The organism is Streptomyces sp. NPDC005811, assembly GCF_040630405.1.
GTDB lineage: Bacteria > Actinomycetota > Actinomycetes > Streptomycetales > Streptomycetaceae > Streptomyces.
The window spans coordinates 124,867-149,799 of record NZ_JBEXXK010000002.1 but is presented as its reverse complement, the minus strand read 5'-3'; the positions used below and the strand labels follow the sequence as shown (position 1 = coordinate 149,799).

Genomic DNA, 24,933 nt, shown 5'->3' with positions numbered 1-24,933 from the left:
TTCCGAGGGTGAAGCCCTCCGCCTCCCGGGCCCCCGGCCCGGCACTCCCCGCCGCCCTCGACGAGGCGGCGCACCGCTGTCTGGTCGCGGGGTTCGACGGGACGACCGGTGTTCCCGACCCGCTGAAGCGGCTGATCGACCGCGGGCTGGGGGGAGTCATCCTCTTCACGCGCAACGTCCGCGACGCCGAGCAGGTGCGCCACCTCACCGACACCCTGCGGGCGTTGCGGCCCGATCTGGTCGTCGGCATCGACAACGAGGGCGGGGGGATCGGGCACCTGATGGCGGCGGGGGCGCCCGAGGTGCCGGGATCCTGGGCGCTGGGGGTCGTCGACGACCCCGCCCTGACGGCCGCGTGCGCCGACGCGCTCGCCGGACATCTGCTCACGCTCGGCATCACCGCCTCCTACGCCCCCGTCGCCGACGTCCAGAGCCGCTCCGCGAACCCGATCGTGCGCACCCGCGCCTTCGGCGGTGACCCGGAGCTGGTCTCCCGGCAGCTGCGGGCCTGGATCGCGGCCACCGAGGCCCGTGGCGTGGCGAGCTGCGCCAAGCACTTCCCCGGGCACGGCGGCACCGTCACCGACAGCCACCACGAACTCGCCGTCGACCCGCGGCCGTACGACCGGCTCGACCTCGCCCCCTTCCGGGCCGCCGTCGACGCGGGCGTGCCCCTGCTGATGAGCGCCCACGTGGTCTTCCCCGCCCTCGACCCCGAGCGCCCCGCCACCCTCAGCCCGCGCATTCTCCGCGACCTGCTGCGCGGCGAACTCGGCTTCGAGGGCGTCCTGGTGAGCGACGCGCTGGAGATGAAGGCCATCGCCGACCGCTACGGCGAGGCGGCCGGCGCGCGTCTCGCGCTCGCCGCCGGAGCGGACCAGGTCATCGTCGCCGTACCCGACCTGGAGGTCACCCTCGCCTGCCGGGACGCCGTGCTCGACGCCCTGCGGACGGGCGAGCTGGCCGAGGGGCGGGTCACCGAGGCCGCGGAGCGGGTACGACGGCTGGCGCGGCGGTACGCAGTGCCGCCGCGGCCGGAGGCGGTGGCCGCGTGGGACGGCGGTGCAGGGCTCACCGCGGCGCGGCGGGCCGTGCGCGGGGGCGGGCCGCTGCCGGCGGCGGTGCCGGGTGCCCATGTCGTCGACCTCTTCCCGGCCCCGCACCCCGCCCTCAACTGGGGCGGCGAGGATCTGCTGACCGAGGTGCGAGCCGTCGACCCCGAGGCCACCGGGACGGTCGTCGCCGGGGAGCCGGAGGGCGCCCGGACCGTCGCGTCGGTCGTGGCGGAGGCGCTGCGCGGGGCGGACGGCCGGCCCCTGGCCGTCGCCACCTGCGACGCCGGGCTGTATCCCTGGCAGGCGCGGGTGAGGGACGCGCTGACGGCCGTACGGCCCGACGCGCTGCTCGTCTCCACCGGGTTGCCGGAGCCGGGCGGTGCGGTGTGCGCGTACGGCCGGGGGCGGGTCAATCTGCGCGCGGTCGCGGAGGTGCTGACGGGGCGGTCGGACTGACCCGCGGACGTGGTCCGGGGCCGGAGTCCCGGCCGGCCCCGGAGCGCCCGTCCCCGCTCACGTCGCGGCGATCGTCTCCGTGATCCCCCGCGCCGCCAGGTACGCCTCGTCCTCGGCCCGTTCCGCCAGGACCACCGCCGGACGCCCGCCCTCCTCGCGCCGCCGCATCCACGTCTCGAAGAAGGCCCCGCCCGGACCGGAGACCGAACGGGTGGACGCGGTGCAGTCCAGGACCAGGGCCCGGGTGCGCGGCGGGGCCGGTGCCCGGGCGGTCCGCAGCTCGGCCACCGTCGCGGCCAGCGCCTCCGCGATCGGCTTCGGGCGGCCCATCGAGTCGAACAGGCCGAGGGTGTACTCCAGTTCGGGGAAGTCGGCCAAGGCGCGGTCGACATCGTGCGAGCACCACCAGGTGACCCCCCACAGCCGCGCGCAGCCGGCCGCGTTGCGCAGGGTCGCGCGGGCGAACTCCGGGGCGTCCGCCGCCGGGACGTGGGGCTCGGGGGCGCCCGTCTCCTGGACCCAGACCGGCCGGAGCGGGTCGGTGGCGTAGGCCGCCGCGAGTTCCGTGCCGTACTCGGCGAGGTGGTGCACCTGCGGCGAGCGCGGGCCGTAGCGGCGCGCACAGTCGGCGGAGAACACCCAGGGGTGGACGGTCGTCAGATCGCCCTTGCGGGCCGAGGCCTGCGGGGTGAAGGGGTGGTCGTCGCCGTACCAGGCGGCGTCGTACGCCGAGTGCGTGACCAGCCCCCCGCCCGCGCCCAGCCCGTCCCGCGCGGCGGCCAGCAGGGTGTCCAGGTAGCGGTCCACCTCGGCCGGGGTCACCGGGTTGTGCTCGACGAGGTTGTTCAGCTCGTTGCCGAGCTGGAGCCCGATCAGCCGCGGATGGCCGGACAGGGCACGGCCCAGGGTGCGCAGCACCAGGGCCTGGGCCTCGACGGCCCCGGGGTCGGTGAACACATTGCGGTGGTGCCAGCTGCGCGTCCACTCCGGATAGAAGTCGAAGCTCGACAGATGGCCCTGGACGCCGTCCACGAGGACGTCCAGCCCGCACTCGGCCGCCAGGTCCACCAGCCGCACGAGCTGGTCCACGGCCGACGGGCGGACCAGGGTGCGGTTGGGCTGGAGGAGGGGCCACAGGTGGAACACGCGGACGTGGTCCAGGCCCAGCCCGGCGATCTGCGCCAGGTCCTCACGGGCGAGCCCGGGGTCGAAGTCGTGCCAGGCGTGGAACCAGCCCCGGCGTGGGGTGTAGTTGACCCCGAAGCGAAGCGTGGGCGTGTCGATGACGTCCTCCTCGAGAGCCGGACCAGCCGGACCAGCCGGACCTTGTCGGTGGCGAACCTTGTCAGTGGCGAATGTATCAACCACCATGGGGAGCAATGAATAGTGATTTGAACCAGGCCAAGGGTGGGCAGGCCTTCGTGGTCGGCCTCGACGCCGGCGGCACCCGGACCCGCGCCGTCCTCGCGGAGCTGGGCGACGGCCGCACCCGGGGCGAGGGCGCGTCCGGGCCCGGCAACGCGCTGACCGTGCCCGGCCCGGACCTCGCCGACCATCTCACCGAGGCCCTCGCCGGCGCGGTCCCCGAGCCCCTGCGCGGCCGGGTCGCGGCGGTCGCGGGCGGCTTCGCCGGGGCCGGCCACCAGGGCCAGGGCTCCGACGAACCCGGCCGGGTGCGGGCCCGCACGGCCCTGTCCACCGCGCTGGCCCGACTGGGCGTCACCGCCGCCACCGTCGACGTCCACAGCGACATCGAGACCACGTTCGCCGCCGCCCCCGGCCACCCCGCCGACGGTCTCGTCCTCGTCGCCGGCACCGGCGCGGTGGCAGCCCGGATCACCGCACGGGTACCGGCCGCGACCTCCGGCGGCGACGGCTGGCTCCTCGGCGACGACGGCAGCGGCTTCTGGATCGGCCGCGCCGCCGTCCGGGCCGCCCTGCGCGCGGCCGACGGCCGGGGCGCCCCCACGGCCCTGGTGCGCGCGGTCGGCCGGGAACTCGGACTGCCCCCCGGCGTCCTGCCTCCCCAGGGGTACGGCGTCACGGACACCGCCCGCTGGAGCGCCACCCTGCGCACCGCCTACCGCGCCCATCTCCTGCCCGCCCTCACGGACCGGTCGCCGGTCCGGCTGGCCGACCACGCGCCCCTCGTCGTGGCGGCGGCGGAGGAGAAGGACACCGTCGCCGCGGAGATCCTCCGGGAGGCCGCCCGACGCCTGGCGGAGACCGTGTCGGCGCTGGCGCCGCGCCCGGGCGAACCCCTGGTGGTCACCGGCGGTCTGCTCGCCCCCGACGGCCCCCTGCTCCTCCCCCTGACCGAGGGCCTGGCCCCCCTCGGCCTCACGCCCACCCCCGTGACGGACGGCTCCCCGGGCGCCGTGGCCCTCGCCCGGCTCGCGGCCCCCGCCCCCGGCCCCAGACCCTGACGCACGCCGACAAGGACGCCCCATGCCGCTCCCGCAGCCCCCGGCCACCCGGCACCGCCACCCCTACCTCGACCCGGCCGCCCCCCTGGACACCCGTGTCGCCGACCTCCTCTCCCGGATGACCCTCCGGGAGAAGACGGGCCAGCTCAACCAGCGCATGTACGGCTGGCACGCCTACCGGCGCACCCCGGGCGGGGACTTCCGGATCACCGAGGCGCTGCGGGCCGAGACCGAGCGCTTCGCGGGGCTCGGCGCCCTGTACGGGCTGATGCGCGCCGACGCCTGGTCCGGCGTCGGCCACGGGGACGGGCCCGGCGCGCAGGACAGCGCCGACCTCGCCGACCTGGTCCAGCGCCAGGTCCTGGAGTCGAGCCGGCTGGGCATCCCCGCCCTGTTCGTCGAGGAGGTGCCGCACGGTCACATGGCTCTCGACGGAACGGTCCTGCCGGTGAACCTGGCCGTCGGCGCCACCTGGGACCCCGCCCTGTACGAGCGGGCCGCCGCCCACGCCGCCGCCGAACTGCGCGCCCGGGGCGGCCATGTCGCCCTCGTCTCCGCCCTGGACATCGCCCGGGACCCCCGCTGGGGCCGCACCGAGGAGTGCTTCGGCGAGGACCCCCACCTCGCGGCCCGCCTGACGGAGGCCCTCGTGCGCGGCATGCAGGGCACGGGCATGCAGGGCACCGGCGGGCACGGCACCGGCCAGCACGGCACCGACTTCGCCGACGACAGGGCACCCGTCGTCCTCAAGCACTTCGCCGGACAGGGCGCCACGGTCGGCGGCCGCAACTCCGCCGAGTCCGAACTCGGTCCGCGCGAACTCCACGAGATCCACCTCCCGGCCGCCCGGGCCGGCGTCCGCGCCGGGGCCGCCGCCGTGATGGCCGCCTACAACGAGGTCGACGGACTGCCCTGCTCCGGCAACCGCGCCCTGCTCACCGGACTCCTGAGGGAACGCTGGGGCTTCCAGGGGCTCGTCATGGCGGACGGCCTGGCCGTGGACCGGCTCGCCCGCATCACCGGCGACAAGGTCTCCGCCGGCGCGCTCGCCCTGGACGCCGGGGTCGACCTCAGCCTCTGGGACGAGGGCTTCACCCGTCTGGAGGAGGCCGTCGAGCGGGGGCTGGTGAGCGAGGCCGCCGTGGACACCGCCGTCGCCCGCGTCCTGCGCCTGAAGTTCCGCCTCGGCCTGTTCGAGCGGCCGTACACCCGGCGCGCCCCGCTGCCCGACGGCGGACGCGCGCTGAGCACCGCGCTCGCCCGCGCCTGCGTCACCCTCCTGCACAACACCGGCGCGGTACTGCCGGTGCGCCCCGCCGTCCGCCGGATCGCGGTCCTCGGCCCGCACGCCGCCACCACCGCCCACCAGCTCGGCGACTACACCGCACCGCAGCGCCCCGGCACCGGCGTGAGCGTCCTCGACGCGCTGCGCCGCCTCGCCCCGCCCGGCACCGAGATCCGGCACGCCCGCGGCGCCGCCCTCACCGGCGACGACCGCACCGGCGTCCCCGCGGCCGTCGCCACGGCCGCCGCCTGCGACCTGGCCGTCCTGGTGCTCGGCGGGAGCAGCGCCCGTACGCCCGACACCGCGTTCGACGCCAACGGGGCCGCCCGGACCGCCGTGTCCGAGATGACCTGCGGCGAGGGCGTCGATCTCGCCGGACTGCGGCTCGGCGCGGCCCAGCACGCGCTCCTGGACGCCGTCACCGCCACCGGCACCCCCACGGCCGTCGTCCTCGTCCAGGGCCGCCCGCACGCCGTCCCGGAGGCGGCGGACCGGGCCGGCGCCCTGCTCACCGCCTGGTACCCCGGCCCCTGGGGAGGGGAGGCGATCGCCGAGGTCCTCCTCGGGCTCACCGAACCCGCCGGCCGCCTCCCCGTCTCCGTGCCCCGCTCGGCCGACCGGCTCCCCGTCCACTACAACCACAAGGACACCGAGTACGGCACCTACGCCGACGGCGACGCCGGGCCGCTCTACCCCTTCGGGCACGGGCTGTCGTACACGACCTTCCACCACGGCCCGCCCCGGCTCGCCGGGCGCACCGTCGAGGTCGACGTCACCAACACCGGCACCCGGCCCGGCCGCGCCGTGGTCCAGCTCTACGTCCGCCGGCTGCGCACCCCGGTCTGGCCGCGCTCCCTCGAACTGCGGGCCTTCGAGGCCGTCGAGCTGGCACCGGGGGAGCGCCGCACGGTCGCCCTGCGCCTCGGCGCCGACCAACTGGAGCTGGTCGGCGCCGACCTGGAGACGGTCGTACCGGAACAGGCCGTGGAGCTCCGGGTCGCCGCCTCGGCGCGCGAGGCGCTCACCGCGGTACCCCTCGTGTTCGACCCGGGCGGTCAGAGCTTGACGGCTCCGGAGGAGACACCCTTGTAGAACCACCGCTGGGTGATCACGAACAGCACCAGCACCGGGATCACGGAGATCACCGAACCGGCCATCACCACCCGCTGGTCGTAGCCGAACGAGGAGCTGGTCAGCCGGGACAGACCCAGCGTCAGCGTCATGTGGTCCTCGGAGCGCAGCACGATCAGCGGCCAGAGGAAGTCGTCCCAGGCGCTGATGAAGGTGTTCACGGTGACCACCAGGATCGCGCCCCACGCGGACGGCAGGTACAGATGACGGAAGCGCTGCCACTCGTTCGCGCCGTCGAGCATGCCCGAGTCCTCGATCTCGCGCGGCACGGCGAGGAACGCGCCGCGCATCAGCAGCACGTTGATGGCGCCGACGAACCCGGGCAGCCACACGCCCACCACGTTGTCGACCAGACCCAGGTCACGGATGCTCAGGAACAGCGACACCATGATCGACTCGAAGGGGAACATCATGGACGCCACCAGCACCACCCACACCGCCCGGCGGCCCTTCCAGCCGGGCTTGGAGAGCATGTAGCCGGCGGTCGTGGAGAACAGCAGCTGGCTGGAGATCGACAGCACGACCACGATCAGGCTGTTGCGGATGTACGTCGCGACCGGCACCTGGCCGAACACCTCGCGGTAGGCCCGCAGCGTCGGGTGGTGCGGCAGCAGTGTGGCGTCCGAGCCGAAGACGTCCTCGCCCGTGCCCTTCAGCGAGGCCAGGAACTGCCAGAGCAGCGGTCCGACGGTGAGCCCCAGCACCAGCAGGAACAGCAGATAGCGGACGACCAGCTCGCGCGGGCGGCCGTACTCCCGCCACCGCGGGAGCGCGCGGCGGGGCCTGTCGACGGCGGTCGTCATGACTCGTCCTCCTTGGTCAGCCGCTGCGCCAGCAGGGTCAGCCCCAGCGTCAGCGCGAACAGGGCGACACTGACCGCCGAGCCGTACCCGGCGTTGCCGGTGAGCGGGTCGAGGCCGACGTCCTTGATGTAGAACGGCAGGGTGCGGTCCGCGCCGCCGGGGCCGCCGGTGGAGCCGCCCAGCATGTAGATCTCCGTGAACACCCGCAGCGAGCCGATGCCGGTGAGCGTGCCGACCAGCATCATGGCCTGCCGCACGCCCGGCACGGTGATGTGCCAGAAGCGGCGGGCGGCACCGGCGCCGTCCATCGCGGCGGCCTCGTGCAGCTCCTTGGGCACGTTCCCGAGCGCGGCCAGATAGAACACCATGTACCAGCCGAGTCCCTTCCACAGCGTCAGGCCCATCGCGGACAGCAGGATCAGCCAGGAGTCCGACAGGAACGGGATGGCGCTCCGGATCAGATGCGCCTTCTCCAGCCAGGTGTTGACCAGGCCGTCGTCGGCCAGCAGCCACTGCCAGCTCAGCCCCACCACCACGCTGGAGGCCAGCACCGGTGTGTAGAACGCCGAGCGGAAGAAGCCGATGCCGGGCAGGTTCTTCTCCACCAGCACGGCCAGCAGCAGCGGCAGCAGCACCATCAGCGGGACCACGATCAGCGCGTACAGGACGCTGTTGCGGGTCGCCAGCCAGAAGTCCGGATCGTCCAGCATCCGGGTGTAGTTGGACAGCCCCACGAAGCCCGCGGCGCCGCCGAGCGGCTTGGCGTCGGTGAACGACAGCAGGACGGTGTTGAGGAACGGGAACACCCCGAACACCGCCGCGCAGCCGATCGCGGGGGCGGTCCACAGCCAGGGCAGCCACCAACGGCGGTACAGCGCGGCCCCGTTGGCGCCCGGGGCCGGGCCGGGCAGCAGGGCCCGGCCGAGGCGGCGCAGACGGGACGGGGCCGGGCCCGGCACGGAGGCCGTGCGCTCCGTGCCGCGCCGCCCGGACGCCGGGGGCACCGGCTTCACGGTCTGGGTCGCCACGCTCAACCCGCCTGCTTCAGCAGCTCGTTCGCCTTCGCCTGGGCGTCCTTCACGGCCTGCGCCGGGCTCTTCTTGCCCTGCATGGCCAGCTGCACCTGGGCCACGATCGCGTTCTGCACGGCCGGCGAGAGGTTCGTCTGGTCGGCGGTGGCGGTCTTCAGCTGCTCGGCGACCAGCTTGCGGGCCTCGGAGAACGGGTCGTCACCGGACACCTTCTGGAAGAACGGGTCGTCCAGCGAGGCCGTGGTCGTCGGGAAGATCACCACGTCCGGGTCCTTGCACCAGGCCGTCTGGTTCTCGGCGTTCGTGAGGAACTCGGCGAAGGCGAGCGCCGCGGGCGCGTGCTTGCTGGTCGCCGCGACCCCGATGTACTGCGGGGCGCCGGTGGTGTGGCCGAGCGCGTCGAACGGCTGCTGCCCGACACCGGTCTTCGCGTACACCGACGGGCTGTTCTGCTTCACGAAGCGGACGAAACTCGGGTTCGTCGAGCCGTAGGCCACCTTGCCCTGGCTGTACAGCGTGGAGGGGTCGTTGCTGGAGGACAGCGAGTCCTTCGGCATCGCGCCCTCCTGGTACAGCTTCGCCATCCAGGCGACCCACTGCGTGGTCCGCGGATCGTCGCCGAACACGGCGGTCCTGCCGTCGTCGGACAGCACCTTGATGTTCATCTGGTCGAAGTCGGCCGGGATCCGCCAGACCGGGTTGGCCATCGTCGCGTAGAACTTCCCGTCCGACGCCTTGGCGACCTTCTCGTAGTCGGCGAACAGCCCGAAGAGGGTCGTCGGCGGCTTGGCCGGGTCGATGCCCGCCTTCTCCAGCAGATCCGTGTTGTACGTCAGCACGATGCCGCCCGTGTACCAGGGCAGCACGGTGTGGGCCGGCATGCCCGAGCCGTCCTTCATGGTGCTGGAGTTCCAGAACGCCGGGACGAACGGCTTCTCCGCGTCCGGGTCCTTGACGCCGATGTTCAGCAGGTAGCCCGCCTTCGTGAGCGCGGTCGCCGTCTCCGAGTTGAGGTTGATGACGTCGGGCAACGTACAGGCCTGGGCGTCGGCGACATTGCGCTGGGTGAAGGTGTTGTCGCCCGGGTCGTCGATCCACTTCACCGAGGTGCCGGGGTGGACCTTCTCGAAGGCCTTGATCACTCCGTTGAAGAAGTCACCGAAGTCCTTCTTCAGATTCGTCGTCTGGAAGGTGATCTTTCCCTCGGCCTTGCCGGTGAGCTTCCCGGAGCCGACGTTGCCCTGGTCGACCTTGCAGCCGCCGGCCGTCGCGTCCCCGCCGCCGGAGCCGCCCGACAGCCCGCAGCCGGCGGCGGTCAGGGCCAGGGCGATGACGCCCGCCACGCTTCCGGTCAGTCTTCCCGCACGCATGTCGCCTCCTGCTCGTTGGTTCAAATCACCAACTTCGACTCCGATTGATGAAAAGGTGGACCAGAATTCATCGGAGGTCAATGGCTTGCCGTGTTGCTTTTCGGTTCCGTGTGGTGACCGGGACGGTTCAGTGCCGGTGCTCATGGTCCGGGTGGCCCGGATCGCCCGGGTGTTCATGGCCGGGCGCGTACTCCACACCCGCCCGGGCACGGTCCAGCCAGTCGAAGAAGGCCTGCCGGCCGAGCGCCCGGCGCAGCTCCCGCACCACTCCGTCGCGGACCTCGCCGTACGGCAGGACATCGGAGGGCTGGAGGACGTAGTACGGGTCGACCCCGCGCCGTAACGCGTCCGGGGTGAGGAACCGGTCCTGGTTGCGGTCGTAGTAGTCCCGGACCGCCCGCTCCGGGACGGTCCGCTCGGCCTCCAGCGCGGACAGCAGCGCACGTGCCGCGGGGGAGTGGGCGAGCGCCACGGCGACGATGCTGCCGAGGTCGGCCACCTCGGTCCCGGACACCGCGCGCACCGGCGCCGGGGACACCCGGGGCGGCGGCGCGAGACCGCGCTCGGCACAGGCCCGGCGGGCGAGTTCGTCGACGACCACGACCTGCGTGGCCCACCGTCTGCGCTGCCGCTCCGCCCGCGCCAGGGCCTCCGGCCGGGTCTCGCGGTCCCGGGCCGGCACGGCCGCCAGCAGCGCGTCCACCCGGCCCGCCGAAACCTCGTCCCCGCCCACGACCGCGGCGCGCCCGCCGTCCCCGCTCACTCCGACACCTCCAGCACGACCGCCTCCGTGTAGGCCACACAGCCGTGCCAGCCGGCCTTCGCCATCAGCCAGTACGACCCCGGCGGCACCGCCGAACCGTCCACCTCCACCTCGCACACCGCGCCCTCCCCGCCCGGCAGGGCGAACCCCTGGCAGCCCGGCGCGACCCCGCCCCAGGTGCCCCAGGACGACACCGCCCACAGCGTCCCGTGCACCGGCCCCCGGGTCGTGTTGCGCACCCGCACCGGCACCCGCGTCCGCTCCCCCCGGCGCACCTCGACCCGGTCGACCCCCAGGTCCAGCAGCAGACCCGGCCCGGTCCGCCCGTCGGTCCCGTCCCGCGCCGGCTCACCCGGCACGTCCAGGGCGACCACGTCCTCGTACACCTGTCCGCCGTACGCCAGCCGGGCGGCGAGCCGGTGGCGGCCGGGCACCGGGTCCGGCGGCGGGATGACGGTGATCTCGGTGAGCGTGAAGCCGCCCGGGCCCAGCGCGTACGGCAGTGCGGCGGGCTCGGCGGTCCAGCCGCGCGGCACGTCCAGGGCCACCGTGCCCGAGACGGGCGAGTCGGTCAGCTCGGAGGAGACCCGCACGGTGACCGTGACCGGGCCGTCGGCCGTCAGGACCGTCGGGGAGAGGTAGACGGCCACGGGGAGGTTTCCGCGCGGCGCGGGACCGGAGTTGTGCAGCCAGTAGCGGGTGTGCACCGGCTGCGCCGGCTCGTGCGCGGCGACACCGGGTCCCGCGGCCCCCTGCGCGGCCGACGGCGAGGCCAGCACGGTGGCCACCTCGAAGCCGGTCAGCTCCAGCTCCAGCGCGCCGTCCGGGCCCGGGGGCACCGGTTCGCCGGGCCGCTCCAGGACATCGGCCCGCGCGCCCGCCGCCCACGGCGCCGGGCCCGCCAGCCGCGCCCGTACCGGCCGTCCGTCCACCTCGTGCGCCCGGACGACCACGCCGCGCGCGGGGTCCACCGGCTCGCCACCGCCCCGGGCCAGCGGGGAACCGGTCGGCTTCAGCGCGTCCAGCAGCACCCGGCCCTCGGGCTGGAGCGTGAGCAGCGCCGCCGTCCTCGGCAGCTCGCCCGGAGTGTCGCAGGACCGGCGCAGCCGTGCGGTGAGCGGATGGTTGAAGGCGTGCCCGGCGGCCGGCCAGCCCAGCTCGCGCCAGTCGCCCTCGCCCGCGACGACCGCGTACTCGAAGGTGTGCGACCAGCGCTGCAACTGGAACGCGGAGCCGTCCGGGGCGGTGCGCCGGGGCGGGTCGACCCAGATGCCGGAGGGCCAGCCGGTGCAGGAGCGCATCAGGGACAGGTAGAGGTCACCGGAGGAGGTGACCACACAGCCCGGGGTGCCCCGGTTGAGGATCGCCAGGCCCCGGCCGTCCCAGGCGTCGCCCGGCGGCAACGCCTCGCAGCCGCCCGCGGCCGTGGCGCGCACGGTCGCGTCGTCCAGATCGGCGACCAGCGCGTCCACGGCCTTCGCGTCGTCCTCGGCGCCCGCCACCACGAGCAGCGGCAGCCGCTCCAGGTCGCGCAGATCGGCACCCGGCACCCACTCCTCGCGCAGCGACGCCCGGGGCGCCACCCAGACGGCGGCCAGGCCGTCCGCGTCCAGCAGGCGGCGCAGCTCCCGGGCCGCCGCCGGATCCCAGCCGAGCGCCTCCGCGACCACCGGATTGCGCTCGGGCCCGCCGACCGCGATCCGCACGTCCGGCAGATTGGAGTCGACCTCCAGGTCGCCGTAGCGCGGGCCGCCCGCGATCGTCGAGGTGGCCGTGACGCCCGCCCGCACCAGGGCGGCGGCCAGCGGGGTGCCCAGCTCACCGGCTGCGGACCAGTCGGCGAACACCAGCTCGGCCACCCCGATCGAGCGGTGCCCGAGCAGCGCCCCGGAGCCGTCGTGCACGGCGATCCGGGCCGTGGAGCCGAGGCCGAACCAGGTGTTCGCGGGGTTGTCCAGCGTCCACGGGAACCGCTCGCTGTCCACCTCCACGAACCCGAAGCCCCGTCCGATCACCGCGTCCGCCACCTCGTGCACCGGCAGCCCGCCGCGCACGTCCGAGGGCCAGCGCACCCGGATCAGCCGGTCGGAGCCGTCGTAGCCGTCCACGGTCGTCGTCACGTCCAGCCGGTCGACGCCCGCCCAGAGCGTGAGCCGCTGGGTGTACCGGAACAGGCCGAGGTCGGCGCGGACCGTGATGCGGGAGCCCGCCGGGGAGTGGGCGACATCGATGTCAGCCGTGACGTCGCGGCTCCTCGCGGCCGTCGTCCCGGTCGGCGTGAGATGCCAGGGGCCCTCGCCGAAGCGCGGATGCCTCGGGTACTCCTCCTGCACGACCAGCTCGTTGCCGATCTCCCCGGGGCGCAGCAGCTCCCGGCCGCCCTCGGCGAGCGCGCGCAGGCTGCTGACGCCGCCGCCGCGCGCGGGGTCGACCGTGACCTCGTAGAACGCGTTGCGGATGGTCGTCCCCTCGCCGGCCGTCCAGCCGGGCACCCGCCCGTCCGCGAGGGAGAGCGCCTTGAGGCCCATGCCGGGCACCTCCGGTACGACGACCCGCAGTTCGCCGTCCTCGCGGACCGCGGGCAGCGGCAGCCCGGTGACGTCCAGCGGGACCAGACCCGGGTCCGGCACGGTCAGCACGTCCCGCCGCTGCCAGGTCGCGGCGTTGAAGACGACCAGGTCGGGGGCGCCGCCCGGCAGCGGGACCACCCGGCGGGCCAGCGCCTCCGTGGCGTCGGCGTGCACGGTCCGCGCCAGGTCGTGCAGTTCGCGCCAGCCGGTCAGCAGGTCGATGTACACCTGGTCCGACTCCGAGCCGGTGATCGCGTCGTGGTGGGCGCCGTAGACCAGCTGCCGCCAGGCCTTGTCGAGCGCGGCGTCCGGGTAGGGGTGCCCGGTGACGAGGGAGGCGAGGGTCGCCCAGGCCTCGGCGTCGGCGAGCAGGGTCTCGCCGTACCGCTGGGCCTGCTTGGTGTCGATGTAGGAGACGTCCTTGCCGGTGTAGACCGGGTTCATGTCCCGGGTCTGCGGCGACGCCGTGCGGCCCTCGCGCTCCAGCTCGGCGCGGACGGCGGCGAAGAAGTCGCGCGGGATCCCGCTGAGGAACCGGGGCCAGACGTACCGGGCGTTCCAGTCGCGGTGGATGCCCATCACCCAGCGGCACGGCGGGGCGTAGTCGCCGCCGACCGGCAGCAGGACGTTGCGGGTGAGGGCGACCCTCTTCAGCCCCTGGAAGAGCTTCAGCGCGGCGGCCTCCGCCTCGGGGAGGGTGGGCGCGTTGTCGATGGCCCAGCCTGCGCCGTAGTGGTTGACCATGTAGGCGGTCAGCAGCCCGCGCCCGGAGGGGGCGATCCAGCTGAACTCGGCCGGGAACTGCATCCGTTGAGGGTCGCGCGGTTCCTCCCCGAACACGGACAGGGTCGGCCCCCACTGGTGGAAGGGCCCGCGCGCCCAGGAACTGGAGGTGACCCCGGCGTCCGCCATCAGCCCGGGGAACTGCGGATCGTGCCCGAACGCGTCCAGCTGCCAGGCCGTCTCGGGCGCGGCCCCGATGATCCCGCGCTGGAAGCCGTCGCCGTACAGCGCGTTGCGCACGGTCGCCTCGGCGCCGGTGAGGTTGGTGTTGGGCTCGTTGTAGGTGCCGCCCATGATCTCGACCCGGCCGGTGCGGATCAGCTGGCGCAGGAAGGCCCGTTCCTCGGGGAAGGCGTCCCAGTAGGGCTTGAGGTAGTCGACCTCGGCGAGCACGAAGGTGTACGCCGGGTCGCGCCGCGCCAGGTCGCAGTGGGCCCGCACCAGGCTCATCCCGGACTGGCCGCGTGAGTCGAAGGTGCGGGCGGGCAGCCCGGTGACGGCCGGGTCGTCGGCGACGTCCCAGGTCTCGGTGTAGGCGGCCTGGGTGTTCCACCAGACGGGGTCGTAGTGGAAGTGGCTGACCATGAACATGGTCCAGCCGGGCTCGGCGGCCGTGAACTCGGCGGTGTGCCGGGCGTGTTCGTCCCCGTCCTCGGCGGTGACGGTGATCTCGCGGCGGTCGCCGGGGGCGAGGCCCCCGACGGCCACGGGTATCTCCGCGCGCACGGTGCCGTCCTCGCCGGCGGTCACGACGGTCTCGCCGACGGCGTGCACGTCCGGGCCGGTCACGCCCAGCCGGACCGGCCGCCCCGGTGCGTGCTCCACCTCCGCGGCGACCACCTGGTGCGGCTGGTCCTCGGTGCCGGTGAAGAGCTCGGTCGACGCGACGGAGATGACACGCATGGGGCTCCTAGGAGTGCGCGGGGGAGCCCCATCCTGGCATCGAGGGGTGGTTCAATCAACCATCTGTTGTTGCCTTGGTTGGTTCATCCATGCATTCCCGGACCGCTCAGCGGGCCCGCCGGGACTTCACCGCGTGTGCCCCGGCGATGTGGTCGGTCAGCGCCAGGGAGGCGCTCGCCCGCTGGTAGGAGAGCTGGCCGACCCGGACGTAGAGGCAGTCGATGAGCATCAGCACCGAGTGGCGGGCGCCGATGCTGCCGGTGCGGAAACTGGTCTCCGAGGACGACGAGATCAGCCGGACGTCGGCCGCGCGGGCCAGCGGCGACCGCGGGTCGGCGGTGAGCGCGACGGTGGTGGCGCCGCGCTCCTTGGCCAGCTCGAACGGCTCGATCGTCTCCCGGGTGGCGCCGGAGTGGGAGATGCCGATCGCCACGTCCGCCGGGGTGAGCAGGGCGGCCGAGGTGGTGGCCGCGTGCACCTCGGTCCAGCCGCGCACCGCGCAGCCGATGCGGAACAGCCGGGTCTCGGTCTCCTGGGCGACCGCGCCGCTGCCGCCGACGCCGTACACGTCGATCCGCCGGGCGCGCGCCACGGCCTGGGCCGCCCGCTCGATCGCGTCCAGGTCGATCCGGTCGATGGTCTGCTGGACGGCCCGCAGATCCGCGGTCCCGACGACCTGGACGACCCGCTCCAGACTGTCGTCGGGGGAGATGTCCGGGCCGATCTCGGCGCTGCCCCAGTCCGAGGACTCGCCCCGGCCGCGCTCCTGGGCGAGTTCGATCAGCAGATGCTGGTAGGAGTCCAGGCCGATGGCACGGCAGAACCGGGTGACGGTGGCCTGCGAGGTCCCGGTGCGGCGGCCCAGTTCCGCGGCCGAGCAGTGGGTGACGGCGGCCGGATCCTCCAGGATCAGCTCGCCGACCTTCCGCAGGGAGCCGGCCAGCCGCGGCAGTTCGGTGCGGATCAGGGTGGTGACATCGGTCGAGGGCATGGTCAGAAGGTATCAGCCACCCGATCCGGTGTTCCTTGGTTACCAGGACCGGGACGCCCCGGCCGGCGAGCGGTGCCGTTGCCCGCGACCTCCCCGCCGTGATTTATTGATTCACCGATAGTCAAGTGTGAGGTGGTTCAATCCACCAGTGGGGAGTGTGACTGACGTGTCCGTCGAGTCCGTGAGCGCCGAGACCTTCGCGCACAAGAGCCTCGCCGTCCTGCACCACCTCTCCGCGTCCTCGCGCGCCGAGGTGACCGCCGCCGCCGCGCTGATCGCCGACTGTGTCCGCGAGGACGGGGTCGTGCACGCCTTCGGCACCGGCCACTCCCAGGCCCTCGTCCTCGAACTCGCCGGCCGCGCGGGCGGCCTCGTGCCCACCAACCGGCTCAGCATGGCCGACCTCGTCCTCTACGGCGGCGAGGACCCCGCGGTCCTGGACGACCCGCTGCTGGAACGCGCGCCCGGGATCGCCGCCCGCCTCTACGCGCTCGCCGCACCCCGCCCCCAGGACCTCTTCGTCGTCATCTCCAACTCCGGCGTCAACAACGTCGTCGTCGAGATGGCCCTGCACGCCAAGGAGCGGGGCCACCGGCTGCTGGCCGTCACCTCCCTCACCCACACCCGGTCCGTACCGGCCGCCCACCCCAGCGGCCGCAAGCTCGCCGACCTCGCCGACGTCGTCCTCGACAACGCGGCCCCGCGCGGCGACGCCCTCCTCGAACTCCCCGGCGGCGGCGCGGTCTGTGCGCTGTCCACCCTGACCGGCGTCCTCCTCGTCCAGCAGACGGTCGCCGAGACGGCGGCCCGCCTCCTCGCCTCAGGGGACCGCCCCCCGGTCTACGTCTCCGCCAATGTGCCCGGCGGCTTCGAGGGCAACCTGGAGCTGGAGAAGCGGTACGCCGGAAGGATCCGGCGCACCGCCAGTTAGCGCGGGTGGTCCGGGCGCGGCTCAGGGGGTCAGGGCCACCGCCAGGGGGTAGGCGCCGGTGGTGAGGGGGGTTCCGGTGTGCCCCGACGCCACGTCGACGGGGACGAGGGCGTTGCCGTCGGCCGTGGTGACGTAGGCGGTGGTGCCGCTCCAGTCGAGGCCGATGTCGAAGGCCGACCTGCCCACCGTCACCCGCTGTCCCGGAGTGCCGGTCACCGTGTCGACGGGCGTGACCGTGTCGCCGTTGCTCGGGCCGACCCACAGGGTGCGGCCGTCGGGCGAGAGCGCGAGGCCGTACGCCTGGCCGTCGACCAGGAGGGTGGGCCCGGTGTCGTGCGTCGCGGTGTCGATCGGAGTCACCGTCGAGCCACCGGAGTTCGACACGTACACCGTCCGTCCGTCGGGCGCCGCGACCACGTTGAACGGGGACGGGCCGACCGGGATCGCGGGCCCCGCCGTACGGGTCGTCAGGTCGACCGGGGTGACCGTGGCGTCGTGGATGTCCGCCACGTACAGGGTGCGGCCGTCGGGGGTGACGGCCATGTTCTCCGGTCCGTCGCCCACCGCGATCGCCGGGCCCGCGTCGAGGCGCGCGGTGTCGATCGGCTGCACGGTGCCGTCCGTGTAGTTCGCGACCCAGAGCGTGGTGCCGTCGGGCGTGAGGGCGAGCCCGGACGGGACGCGGCCCACCGCGACCGTGCCGGTGACCGTCGCGCTCGGTACGTCGATCACACTTACCGTGTCGGATCCCTGGTTCGCCGCGTACGCGGTCCGGCCGTCCGCGCTCACCACCACCTCACCGGGGTTGGCGCCGACCTTGATCGGGGTGCTCGCGCCGGTCGCCGTGTCCACCGAACTGACCGACGCCCCGCTGAAGTTCGCCGTCAGCGCCCGTGCGCTCCCCGCGCCGTCGCCCACCCGGACGGGGAGCGCCCGGGTGAGCACCCCCGAGCCGCCCGACACCACGACCGAGCGGACGCCCGCCGAGGCGCCCGGGGCGGCCGTGAGGGTGACGGTGGCCGCGGCGCCGCCGCCCGCCGGGACGGCGACCGTGCCGTCCTCGGGCGAGGCGGTCACCCCGGCGGGCAGGGCGAGCCGCCAGTCGACGGACCGCGCGGCGGTGGAGCGGCCGTCGGTGAAGGTGAGGGTGACCGTGGCGCTCGCTCCGGGCTTCAGGGAGACGGAGGCGGGCGAGAAGGACGGGTCCACACCGGGGTCGGGGGCGTTCTCGATGGCCGCCGTGTAGAGGAATCGGTCCATCACACCGGGCGCCACCTGCTGCGGGATCGCGTCCAGCGCCTTGCGCTCGGCGCGCAGGCGGTTCCAGGACGCAGAGACGGCCCCGGTGTCGCCGCGCCGGCCGGCCAGCAGCAGATCCACGGCGGTCAGACCGGCGGTGCCGTAGCCGCCCAGCTTGTCCAGCCAGGCCGACGTCTCGCCCAGGAAGCCCGGGTTGGGGAGAAGGGCCCGCAACCGGGCGGGTGTGGCGGCCATGGCGGTGAAGTACGCGCGCAGCGCGGCCGTCGCGCGGCCGAGGCCGCTGCCGGTCCCGTACGCCGTGCGGAACGCGGCGACGAGCCGGGTGAGGGCCGGGGACTCGGTGGAGTCCAGCGCGGAGGAGTAGTTGTTCTCGGCGAGGATCCGCAGCCAGGGCGCGGCCCCGGTCGCCGGGCCCGCGAGATCGCGGACCGAGGCGAGGAAGGCGGCGCGGGGATCGTAGGCGTCCGGGTTCCACAGATAGGCCGCCGAGGTGAACAGCGCGAGCCGGCTCGCCTCACCCTGGACCATCGGGTTGGCCGTGACCCCGAGGGCCTCGCGCGCCACGTCCGGCTCCCGGCCCGTGTAGGGCCCGAGCAGCAGCCGGCTGGTGACGTAGTCGTTGACCGGGTAGTTGTCCCACACCAGGACGGGATGGCCGTACACCTCCCGGGCCTGCCGCACCTGTGCCGCGGTGACCGTCGGCGCGATCACGCCGACCCCCGTCCACTCCACGACCACGTCCGGGTCCAGCCGCTCGCGCAGGGCCTTCTTGTACGGGGAGTCGGCGAGGTCGGAGTACTCGGTGGGGACCGTCTCCAGCGGCCGGAGTCCGGTGCGGCCGGCGGAGAAGTCCTGCCACACCCGGTTGAGCAGCCGGGCCTGGGCGGCACCGGCCGCGCCGCCCCCGCTGCCGAACTCCGCCTCGTCCTCGGGGCAGTTCCACCTCGTGTAGCTGATGTCGTCGAGCGGGACCGCGAAGGAGCGCACCCCGATGTCGTACAGCGAGGCGAACTTGCGGACCAGCGCGGCGGTGTCGGACGCCGAGGAGTAGCAGACCGACAGCCCGGGGGAGAGGGCGTAGGTGAAGCGGACGTGGTTCGCGCCGGCCCGGTCGACGAGGGCGCGCAGCCGGTCGAGGTCGGCGGCCGGGTACTCGTCGCGCCAGCGCTCCCGCAGATACGCGTCGTCCTTGGGGGAGTAGACGTACACGTTCTGCTTGGTGCGACCGTAGAAGTCGAGCTGGCTCAGCCGCTCCTCGTGCGACCAGGGGGTGCCGTAGAAGCCCTCGACGACGCCGCGCAGCCGGGCCGTCGGCCAGTCCCGGACCGTCACCTCGGGCAGGTGCGGCCCGGTCAGGAGCTGACGGAGGGTCTGGGCCGCGTAGAAGGTGCCGGTGGCGTCTGCGCCGGAGAGGGCGAGGAGGGCGCGCCCGGCGTGGCGGCCGGAGGCCAGGACGTATCCCTCGGCGGGCAGCCCGGCCGGGGACGCGACGCCCAGTTTCTTCAACACCCCCGCGGTGGCGGGGTTCTCGCCCGGCCCGCCGAGGGTGACCGTCAGACCGGCGGCGGGCGGCGGGCGGTCCCCGGCGCTGACGGTGACGATCCGGTCGGCCCCGGCGGCGCGCAGGGCGGCCTCGACCACCTTGCGCGCGGCGGGGTCGGTGCGCGGGCCGACGACCTCGACCACCCGGTCGGGGACGGTCACCCGGCCGCCCGTCGCCTCGAGATGACGGGGCGTCGGCCAGACCTGGGGCGTCGGCGTGGCGGCGGCCGACGGGGACACGGGGAGCAGGGCGGCCAGGGGCAGCGCCAGAGCGAGGAGAAGGGCGCGGCCCCGGTGCCGGGGTCCGCGGGGGCGTGGGGGGACTAGGGTGATTGAAGTCACCGAACAAGGCTAGAGTCGTTGAATCAAACATTCAATGGCGCGGAGGGTGGGGCCCTGCCGCCCCGGCACGTCGGCCCGGGCCGGGGCGGTTCCCCGGGTTACCGTCGGCGGGTGGACGGTAATCGCCGAGGGTGGGGTCCGTGTCTGCTCAGCGGGGCGGTGTTCGCCGTCTGCATGGCCGGCACCACGCTGCCGACCCCCCTCTACCCGCTCTACCAGGAGAAGTTCGGGTTCTCCGAGCTGACCGTCACCGTCGTCTACGCCGTGTACGCCTTCGGGGTCATCGGCGTGCTGCTGCTGACGGGCAACGCCTCCGACACCGTCGGCCGACGCCCCGTCCTGCTGGCGGGGCTGGGGTGCGCGGCGGCGAGCGCGGTGTGCTTCCTGCTCGCCGGCGGGCTGGGCGCCCTGTACGCGGGGCGGCTGCTGTCGGGCCTCTCCGCCGGACTGTTCACCGGGGCGGCCACGGCGTACGTGATGGACCTGGCGCCGCGCGGCGGCTCCTCGCGGGCCACCTTCGTGGCGACGGCCGCCAACATGGGCGGGCTGGGCTGCGGACCCCTGCTCGCCGGACTGCTCGCCGCGTACGCGCCCCGGCCCCTCTACCTGCCGTTCGCCGTGCACCTCGTCCTGGTCGCCGCCTCGGCCGTCGTGCTGACACGGCTGCCGGAGACCGTGCGCGAGCCACGGCCGCTGAGCACCGTACGACCGCAGCGGCCCGGACTGCCCCGGCGGGTGCGGCCGGTGTTCGTGCCCGCGGCGATCGCCTCCTTCGCCGGGTTCGCCCTGTTCGGGGTGTTCACCTCGGTCAGCCCGGCGTTCCTCGCCGAGTCCCTGGACGTGCACGACCACGCCGTGAGCGGGGCGGTCGTCGCCCTGGCCTTCTTCGCCTCGACCGCCGGACAGCTGGCCGTCGGCCGGGTCGGGGTCGGACGGTCGCTGCCGCTCGGCTGCGCCGTGCTGTTCGCCGGGCTGGCCCTGCTCGCGGGCGCCCTGCGCTGGGACCTGCTGGCGCTGATCGTGCTGAGCGCGGTCGTCGGCGGGTTCGGACAGGGAATGGCGTTCCGCGGGGCGCTGTCCGCGGTGGCCGCGGCATCGCCCGCGGACCAGCGCGCGGCCGTCATCTCCACCCTGTTCGTGGTGGCCTACGCCGGCATCTCGGTCCCGGTGATCGGCGTGGGCGTGCTGACGGTCCCCCTCGGCCTGGAGGGCGCGGGGCTGGTGTTCATCGCGTGCATGGCGGTCCTCGTCACGGTCGCGGCCGCCTATCTGCTGAGGCGACCGGTGCCGGCGAAGGCGTGAGCGGGGCGGAGCGTACGACTCGCACCGGCCCGCCCGCGTCCCGCGTCCCGCGGGAGCGACGTGCGAGGCGGCGCCGGCCTCGGTGACACCGGGGCGGGCGACGACCGGTCCCCATGACACGGTCCGCGGGCCGACGGATCCGCCCTGCCGCCGGGTCCCGCCGGAGCCCCGCCGACTCCGTCCCGGGGCCGTCCGAGTCTCGGTCGACGTGATGGCGCGCGCGACGCCGAGCCGTTGTCGCTCCCGCCCCGCCCGAGCCCTGTCCGAAGCGACGGCGCGCTCGGCGTCGAGCGGCTGGTCGTCCCTGTCCCGCCCGAGCCCCGCCTGAGCCCCGGCCGATTCCGCCCCTGCCCCGCCCCAGCCTTGGCCGATTCCGCGCCGGGGCCGCCCGAGCCTCGGTCGATGCGAGCCCGCGCTCGGCGCCGAGCGGCTGCTCGCCCCTGTCCCGCCCGCCGAGATCGTCGGGCTGCCGGTCGCCGGGCGCGCGGGCGCGGCGTTCATCGGAGGGGATGTGGCGGGTGGTCGCCGGGGGACGGAGGGTCGGCCGCGCGCTCACGGGGCGGCCCCCCGGTGTGCGGGACCGCTTCCGCCGGGTCCGGGCGGAGGGCGAGCACGGCGCGGTCGTCGTTGTCGGTGCTCGCCGACCAGCGTTCCGAGTCGGACCGTACGAACGCCACCACCGCCTCCGGGTCCGGGGCGCACTCCCCGCGGAAGTGCTCGCCCAGCCGGCGCAGGACCGGGTAGAAGACGCCGTCCGCGTCGCGCGCCTCGCTCACCCCGTCCGTGTGCACGAGCAGCACCTCGCCCGGCGCGAGCGGATGCACGGTCGTCGCGGCCCCGCCCGCCGCCAGGGTCCCCAGGCCCAGCGGCAGCCCGGGCTCCGTCACCAGCCGCCGGGCCTCCCGCGCGCCGACGACCAACGGCGGCGGATGCCCGCGGTCGACGATCCGCACCTCGCCGCCGCCCGGCGGGAACTCCAGCACCAGCGCGGTCACGAACAACTCGGGGTCGCCGTCCTCACCGGCCGGGCTGTTGCGGGCGATGCTCAGCTCCAGCCGCTCGGCCAGTCCGCTCAGGCTCCGCCACTCGTGGGCCGACACCCGGAAGCTGCCCAGCACCGCCGCGACCGTCTGCACCGCGCCCAGCCCCTTGCCGCGGACGTCCCCGATGATCGCCCGCACCCCGAACGGCGTCTCGCACAGGTCGTACAGATCCCCGCCCACCAGCGTGCCGCCCTCCCCGGCCTCGTAGAACCCGGCCGCGTCCACGGGACCGAGCCGGCGCGGCACCGGCCGCAGCAGGGTCCGCTGCATGGCCTCCGCGACCGAGTGGGCCCGGATCAGATGCCGCCGGGTCCGCTCCCGCTGCCGGGCCAGTGCGACACTGGCGATGCCGATGAGGAACGTCCCGACGTACACGGCGACATGGTGCTGCTCGGCGAAGTGGCCGGGACGGCTGGCCGCCATCCACATCTGCAGCCCCAGACAGACCACCGTCGACAGGGCGGTGCCGCGCGGGCCGCGCGTCGCGGCGGCGAGCGGCGGTACGGCGATCAGGACGAAACTCACCGGTTCCTGGCCCCGGACGATCACCTCCACCAGGATGTCGACGGCCACCGCGATCAGCGGCAGCCACCACACCCAGCCCCGGCGCGGGGACGGGGGCCGCAGCGCGGCGTCGAGGCTCTCGCGGGACACGGCGCCCCTACCGTCCGCGCCCGTGCGGGCCGGTGGTGCCCGGCAGGCCCGCCTCGACACGGGAGAGCTGGGCGGTCAGGCTCAGCAGCCAGACCTCCAGGTCGACGAGGGTCACCAGGGGCGGCGTCGGCGCGGGCGGGGCCTCGGGCCGCGTCTCCCGCGGCGGCGGCCGCTCCCCGTCGCACCGGGCCGCGAGCCGGTCGACCGTGCCGGCCGCCGCCCGGGCGTCGGCCCACGCCCGCCGCACGGCGTCGGGGGGCAGCCCGGTCGCGGGCAGGTCGAAGCGGGGCAGCCAGTGGGCGCCGAGCAGGATCTGGTGGGCCGCGATGAGGACACCGTGCCAGTCGGCGCCGGGGTCGGCCCGGGCGGCCGGTTCACTGCGGAACTGCGCGTACGCGGACTCGGCCAGCCGCATCCGGTGCAGGGCGTGGAACGTCGACGGGGGCGGCGCGGAGCCCGGCGGCACCGCCGCCAGCGCCGCGGCGGTGGCCCGGATCAGCGACGCGCACTCGCGCAGCAGCCCCGCCATGGTCCGCCGCACCTCACGCCGGGCCCCCGCCGGCCAGGCCAGCAGCGCGCACAGCAGACCGATGAGACTGCCCGTCACCACGTCCACGATCCGGGCCTCCGCGAGCCGCCAGGTGGCGGGGGTGATCTGCGCGAACGCGCTCGCCACGACCAGGGTGAACAGCGCCTGCGCCCAGGCGATGCCGAGCAGCGGCCCGACCGAGAACGCGATCAGCATGCCCGGCGCCAGGATCGCCGCGTAGGCGTCGGTGTGCTCGCCGAGGCCGATCAGCAGGGCGCCCGCCGCGACGGCGCCCACCAGGTTCCCGGCCACCGCCTGCCGCATGGCCGCCCAGGTCTCCCCGGCGGTGGTCCGGCTCAGCGTCAGCACCGCCAGCAGCACCCAGAACCCGTGCGTCAGATCGAGCGACCCGGCCACCAGGCGGGCCGCGCCCAGGGCCAGGGCGACCCGCAGCGCGTTGTGGAACTGCACCGAGCCGACCGTCAGGTTGCCGGCGAACCGGCGCACCCACAGCCGGGCCGTCGGCGCGTTGGTGTACCAGAAGAGCTCCCGTGGCTCGATCGGCGCGGTACGCCGCCCGTCGAGGCCGACCCGTACGGAGATCTCCAGCGCCCGCACCGACTCGGCCACACCCAGCAGCGCGGCCTGCCGCCGCAGCACCGCCACCGCCTCCGGCCCCCCGGCGCCGGCCCGTGCCCCCTGCCGCATCCGCATCCGCTGGAAGGCGCCGATCGCCTCGTCCAGCCGTCGCGGCACCGGGGCGAGGCGTCCCGTGCGCAGCGCCTCGGCGCTCTCGGCGCACCGCGCCGCCACCTGCGGCAGCAGCCACCGCGACGCCCGGTCCCCGGGCCGGCCCCCGCCGCCGAGCAGGAGGTGCAGTTGCCCCGTCTCCGTGAGCCGGGCCAGCTGCTCCAGCAGCCGCCGGGCCGCCGAACCGGCCTGGGCGAGACCCCGCACCGCACGGCCCGGGCCCGCGGGACGCTCGGCGGGCGGGAACACCGACAGCCGCAGCCGCTCGCCCTCGGCCCGCAGCGCCCCGGGCGGCAGCCGGATCCGGCCGGCTAGGGTGTCGCCCGCGAGCGCCGCGGCCTGCGCGACGCCCGAGCGGTACGTCGCGCCCCCGGGCTGCGGCAGCAGGACCACCTCGCACAGCGCCAGCAGTGCCACCCCCGTGCCGAGCCCCGCCAGCCGCAGCCCCAGGGTCTGCGGTGCGTACGGCGGGAAGCAGGCCAGGATGTAGAAGAGCTGGAGCCCCGGCGCCGCCCCGGCCGGACGCGGCCCCGCGACGGCCGCGAACGCCAGCAGGAAGCCGACGACGAGCATCCCGAGCACCGCCGCCCAGGTCCGCACCGCCAGCACCGTCCCCAGCGCCACCAGCGCCAGGCCCACCGGCAGCGCCTTCAGCATCACCTCGGCGCGCTGCCGCCCGGAGCCCGGGACGGCGGACAGCAGCCCGAGGGCGATGGGCGCGAACAGCGCGTACAGGGCGAGGACCGGCTCGTCGAGGCCGTACAGGAAGACGTAGAAGCCCGTGGCCGACGCCACCGTCACCCGCACCGACCGGTGCAGGATCCCCGTCCACCCCGCGTCGGCCAGGCGGGCGCCGATCCGGGCGGTCGGCGAAGCCTCAGCGCGCATGAGCACGTTCCTCTCGGGCCGACGCCCCCGAGGCATCGCGGGCGGGCCGGACACGCGCCCCGCACCCCCATTGTCGGCCGCCCCGGTGCGGGCCGCAGCCCAGCCGCACCGACCGTGGGCCCGCG

The 24,933-nt window shown here is 75.0% G+C and carries 15 protein-coding genes; 5 read left to right on the top strand and 10 right to left on the bottom strand.

The window, feature by feature from the left end:
• The first annotated feature begins 8 nt into the window (after positions 1-8).
• Entirely contained in the window at positions 9-1,511 is a 1,503-nt protein-coding gene (locus ABZ490_RS02730; RefSeq protein WP_358983238.1) for a glycoside hydrolase family 3 N-terminal domain-containing protein, read from the top strand.
• Between the two features lie 57 nt (positions 1,512-1,568).
• Here ABZ490_RS02730 and ABZ490_RS02725 read toward each other — a convergent pair whose 3' ends face one another.
• Positions 1,569-2,882, bottom strand: coding sequence for a glycosyl hydrolase (locus tag ABZ490_RS02725; protein ID WP_358983236.1), 1,314 nt, complete (start codon positions 2,880-2,882; stop codon positions 1,569-1,571).
• An 8-nt stretch (positions 2,883-2,890) separates the two neighbouring features.
• On the opposite strand from ABZ490_RS02725, the gene ABZ490_RS02720 reads away from it, so the two are divergent.
• Both ABZ490_RS02720 and ABZ490_RS02715 read left to right on the top strand, forming a co-directional pair.
• Entirely contained in the window at positions 2,891-3,937 is a 1,047-nt protein-coding gene (locus tag ABZ490_RS02720) for a BadF/BadG/BcrA/BcrD ATPase family protein (protein WP_358983234.1), read from the top strand.
• Positions 3,938-3,959: 22 nt separating this feature from the next.
• Positions 3,960-6,314 (top strand): glycoside hydrolase family 3 N-terminal domain-containing protein, encoded by a 2,355-nt coding sequence (locus tag ABZ490_RS02715; RefSeq protein ID WP_358983232.1) that lies wholly within the window; start codon positions 3,960-3,962, stop codon positions 6,312-6,314.
• On the opposite strand, the gene ABZ490_RS02710 is transcribed toward ABZ490_RS02715, so the two are convergent.
• The 6 genes from ABZ490_RS02710 to ABZ490_RS02685 form a co-directional block, all read right to left on the bottom strand.
• Positions 6,278-7,156 (bottom strand): carbohydrate ABC transporter permease, encoded by an 879-nt coding sequence (locus tag ABZ490_RS02710; RefSeq protein WP_358983230.1) that lies wholly within the window; start codon positions 7,154-7,156, stop codon positions 6,278-6,280. The genes ABZ490_RS02715 and ABZ490_RS02710 overlap by 37 nt on opposite strands.
• Positions 7,153-8,115: a sugar ABC transporter permease gene (locus ABZ490_RS02705; protein WP_358983598.1), complete on the bottom strand. Its 963-nt coding sequence runs from the start codon at positions 8,113-8,115 to the stop codon at positions 7,153-7,155. Before ABZ490_RS02705 ends, ABZ490_RS02710 begins: the two co-directional genes overlap by 4 nt.
• Before the next feature lie 71 nt (positions 8,116-8,186).
• Positions 8,187-9,557 carry an extracellular solute-binding protein gene (locus tag ABZ490_RS02700; protein WP_358983228.1) on the bottom strand — a complete coding sequence of 457 codons (1,371 nt, stop codon included), beginning with the start codon at positions 9,555-9,557 and terminating at the stop codon, positions 8,187-8,189.
• Between the two features lie 127 nt (positions 9,558-9,684).
• The gene (locus ABZ490_RS02695) at positions 9,685-10,320 is read right to left on the bottom strand and encodes a peptidyl-prolyl cis-trans isomerase (RefSeq protein ID WP_358983225.1); all 636 of its coding nucleotides are present in this window, start codon (positions 10,318-10,320) and stop codon (positions 9,685-9,687) included.
• On the bottom strand, positions 10,317-14,576 hold the full coding sequence (locus ABZ490_RS02690) for an NEW3 domain-containing protein (protein WP_358983223.1): 4,260 nt from the start codon (positions 14,574-14,576) through the stop codon (positions 10,317-10,319). The genes ABZ490_RS02695 and ABZ490_RS02690 overlap by 4 nt, the downstream gene beginning before the upstream one ends.
• A gap of 106 nt (positions 14,577-14,682) precedes the next feature.
• Positions 14,683-15,567 (bottom strand): MurR/RpiR family transcriptional regulator, encoded by an 885-nt coding sequence (locus tag ABZ490_RS02685; protein WP_358983221.1) that lies wholly within the window; start codon positions 15,565-15,567, stop codon positions 14,683-14,685.
• A gap of 166 nt (positions 15,568-15,733) precedes the next feature.
• Between ABZ490_RS02685 and ABZ490_RS02680 the strand changes: the two genes are divergently transcribed.
• Complete coding sequence (locus ABZ490_RS02680) at positions 15,734-16,498, top strand: SIS domain-containing protein (protein ID WP_358983219.1); 765 nt, start codon at positions 15,734-15,736, stop codon at positions 16,496-16,498.
• A gap of 21 nt (positions 16,499-16,519) precedes the next feature.
• Here ABZ490_RS02680 and ABZ490_RS02675 read toward each other — a convergent pair whose 3' ends face one another.
• The gene (locus ABZ490_RS02675) at positions 16,520-19,633 is read right to left on the bottom strand and encodes a beta-N-acetylglucosaminidase domain-containing protein (protein ID WP_358983596.1); all 3,114 of its coding nucleotides are present in this window, start codon (positions 19,631-19,633) and stop codon (positions 16,520-16,522) included.
• Between the two features lie 120 nt (positions 19,634-19,753).
• Between ABZ490_RS02675 and ABZ490_RS02670 the strand changes: the two genes are divergently transcribed.
• On the top strand, positions 19,754-20,944 hold the full coding sequence (locus ABZ490_RS02670; RefSeq protein ID WP_358983217.1) for an MFS transporter: 1,191 nt from the start codon (positions 19,754-19,756) through the stop codon (positions 20,942-20,944).
• Between the two features lie 497 nt (positions 20,945-21,441).
• Here ABZ490_RS02670 and ABZ490_RS02665 read toward each other — a convergent pair whose 3' ends face one another.
• Both ABZ490_RS02665 and ABZ490_RS02660 read right to left on the bottom strand, forming a co-directional pair.
• The gene (locus ABZ490_RS02665) at positions 21,442-22,641 is read right to left on the bottom strand and encodes a PP2C family protein-serine/threonine phosphatase (RefSeq protein ID WP_358983215.1); all 1,200 of its coding nucleotides are present in this window, start codon (positions 22,639-22,641) and stop codon (positions 21,442-21,444) included.
• 7 nt (positions 22,642-22,648) lie between these two features.
• Positions 22,649-24,808 (bottom strand): FUSC family protein, encoded by a 2,160-nt coding sequence (locus ABZ490_RS02660; protein WP_358983213.1) that lies wholly within the window; start codon positions 24,806-24,808, stop codon positions 22,649-22,651.
• Between the last annotated feature and the right edge of the window lie 125 nt (positions 24,809-24,933).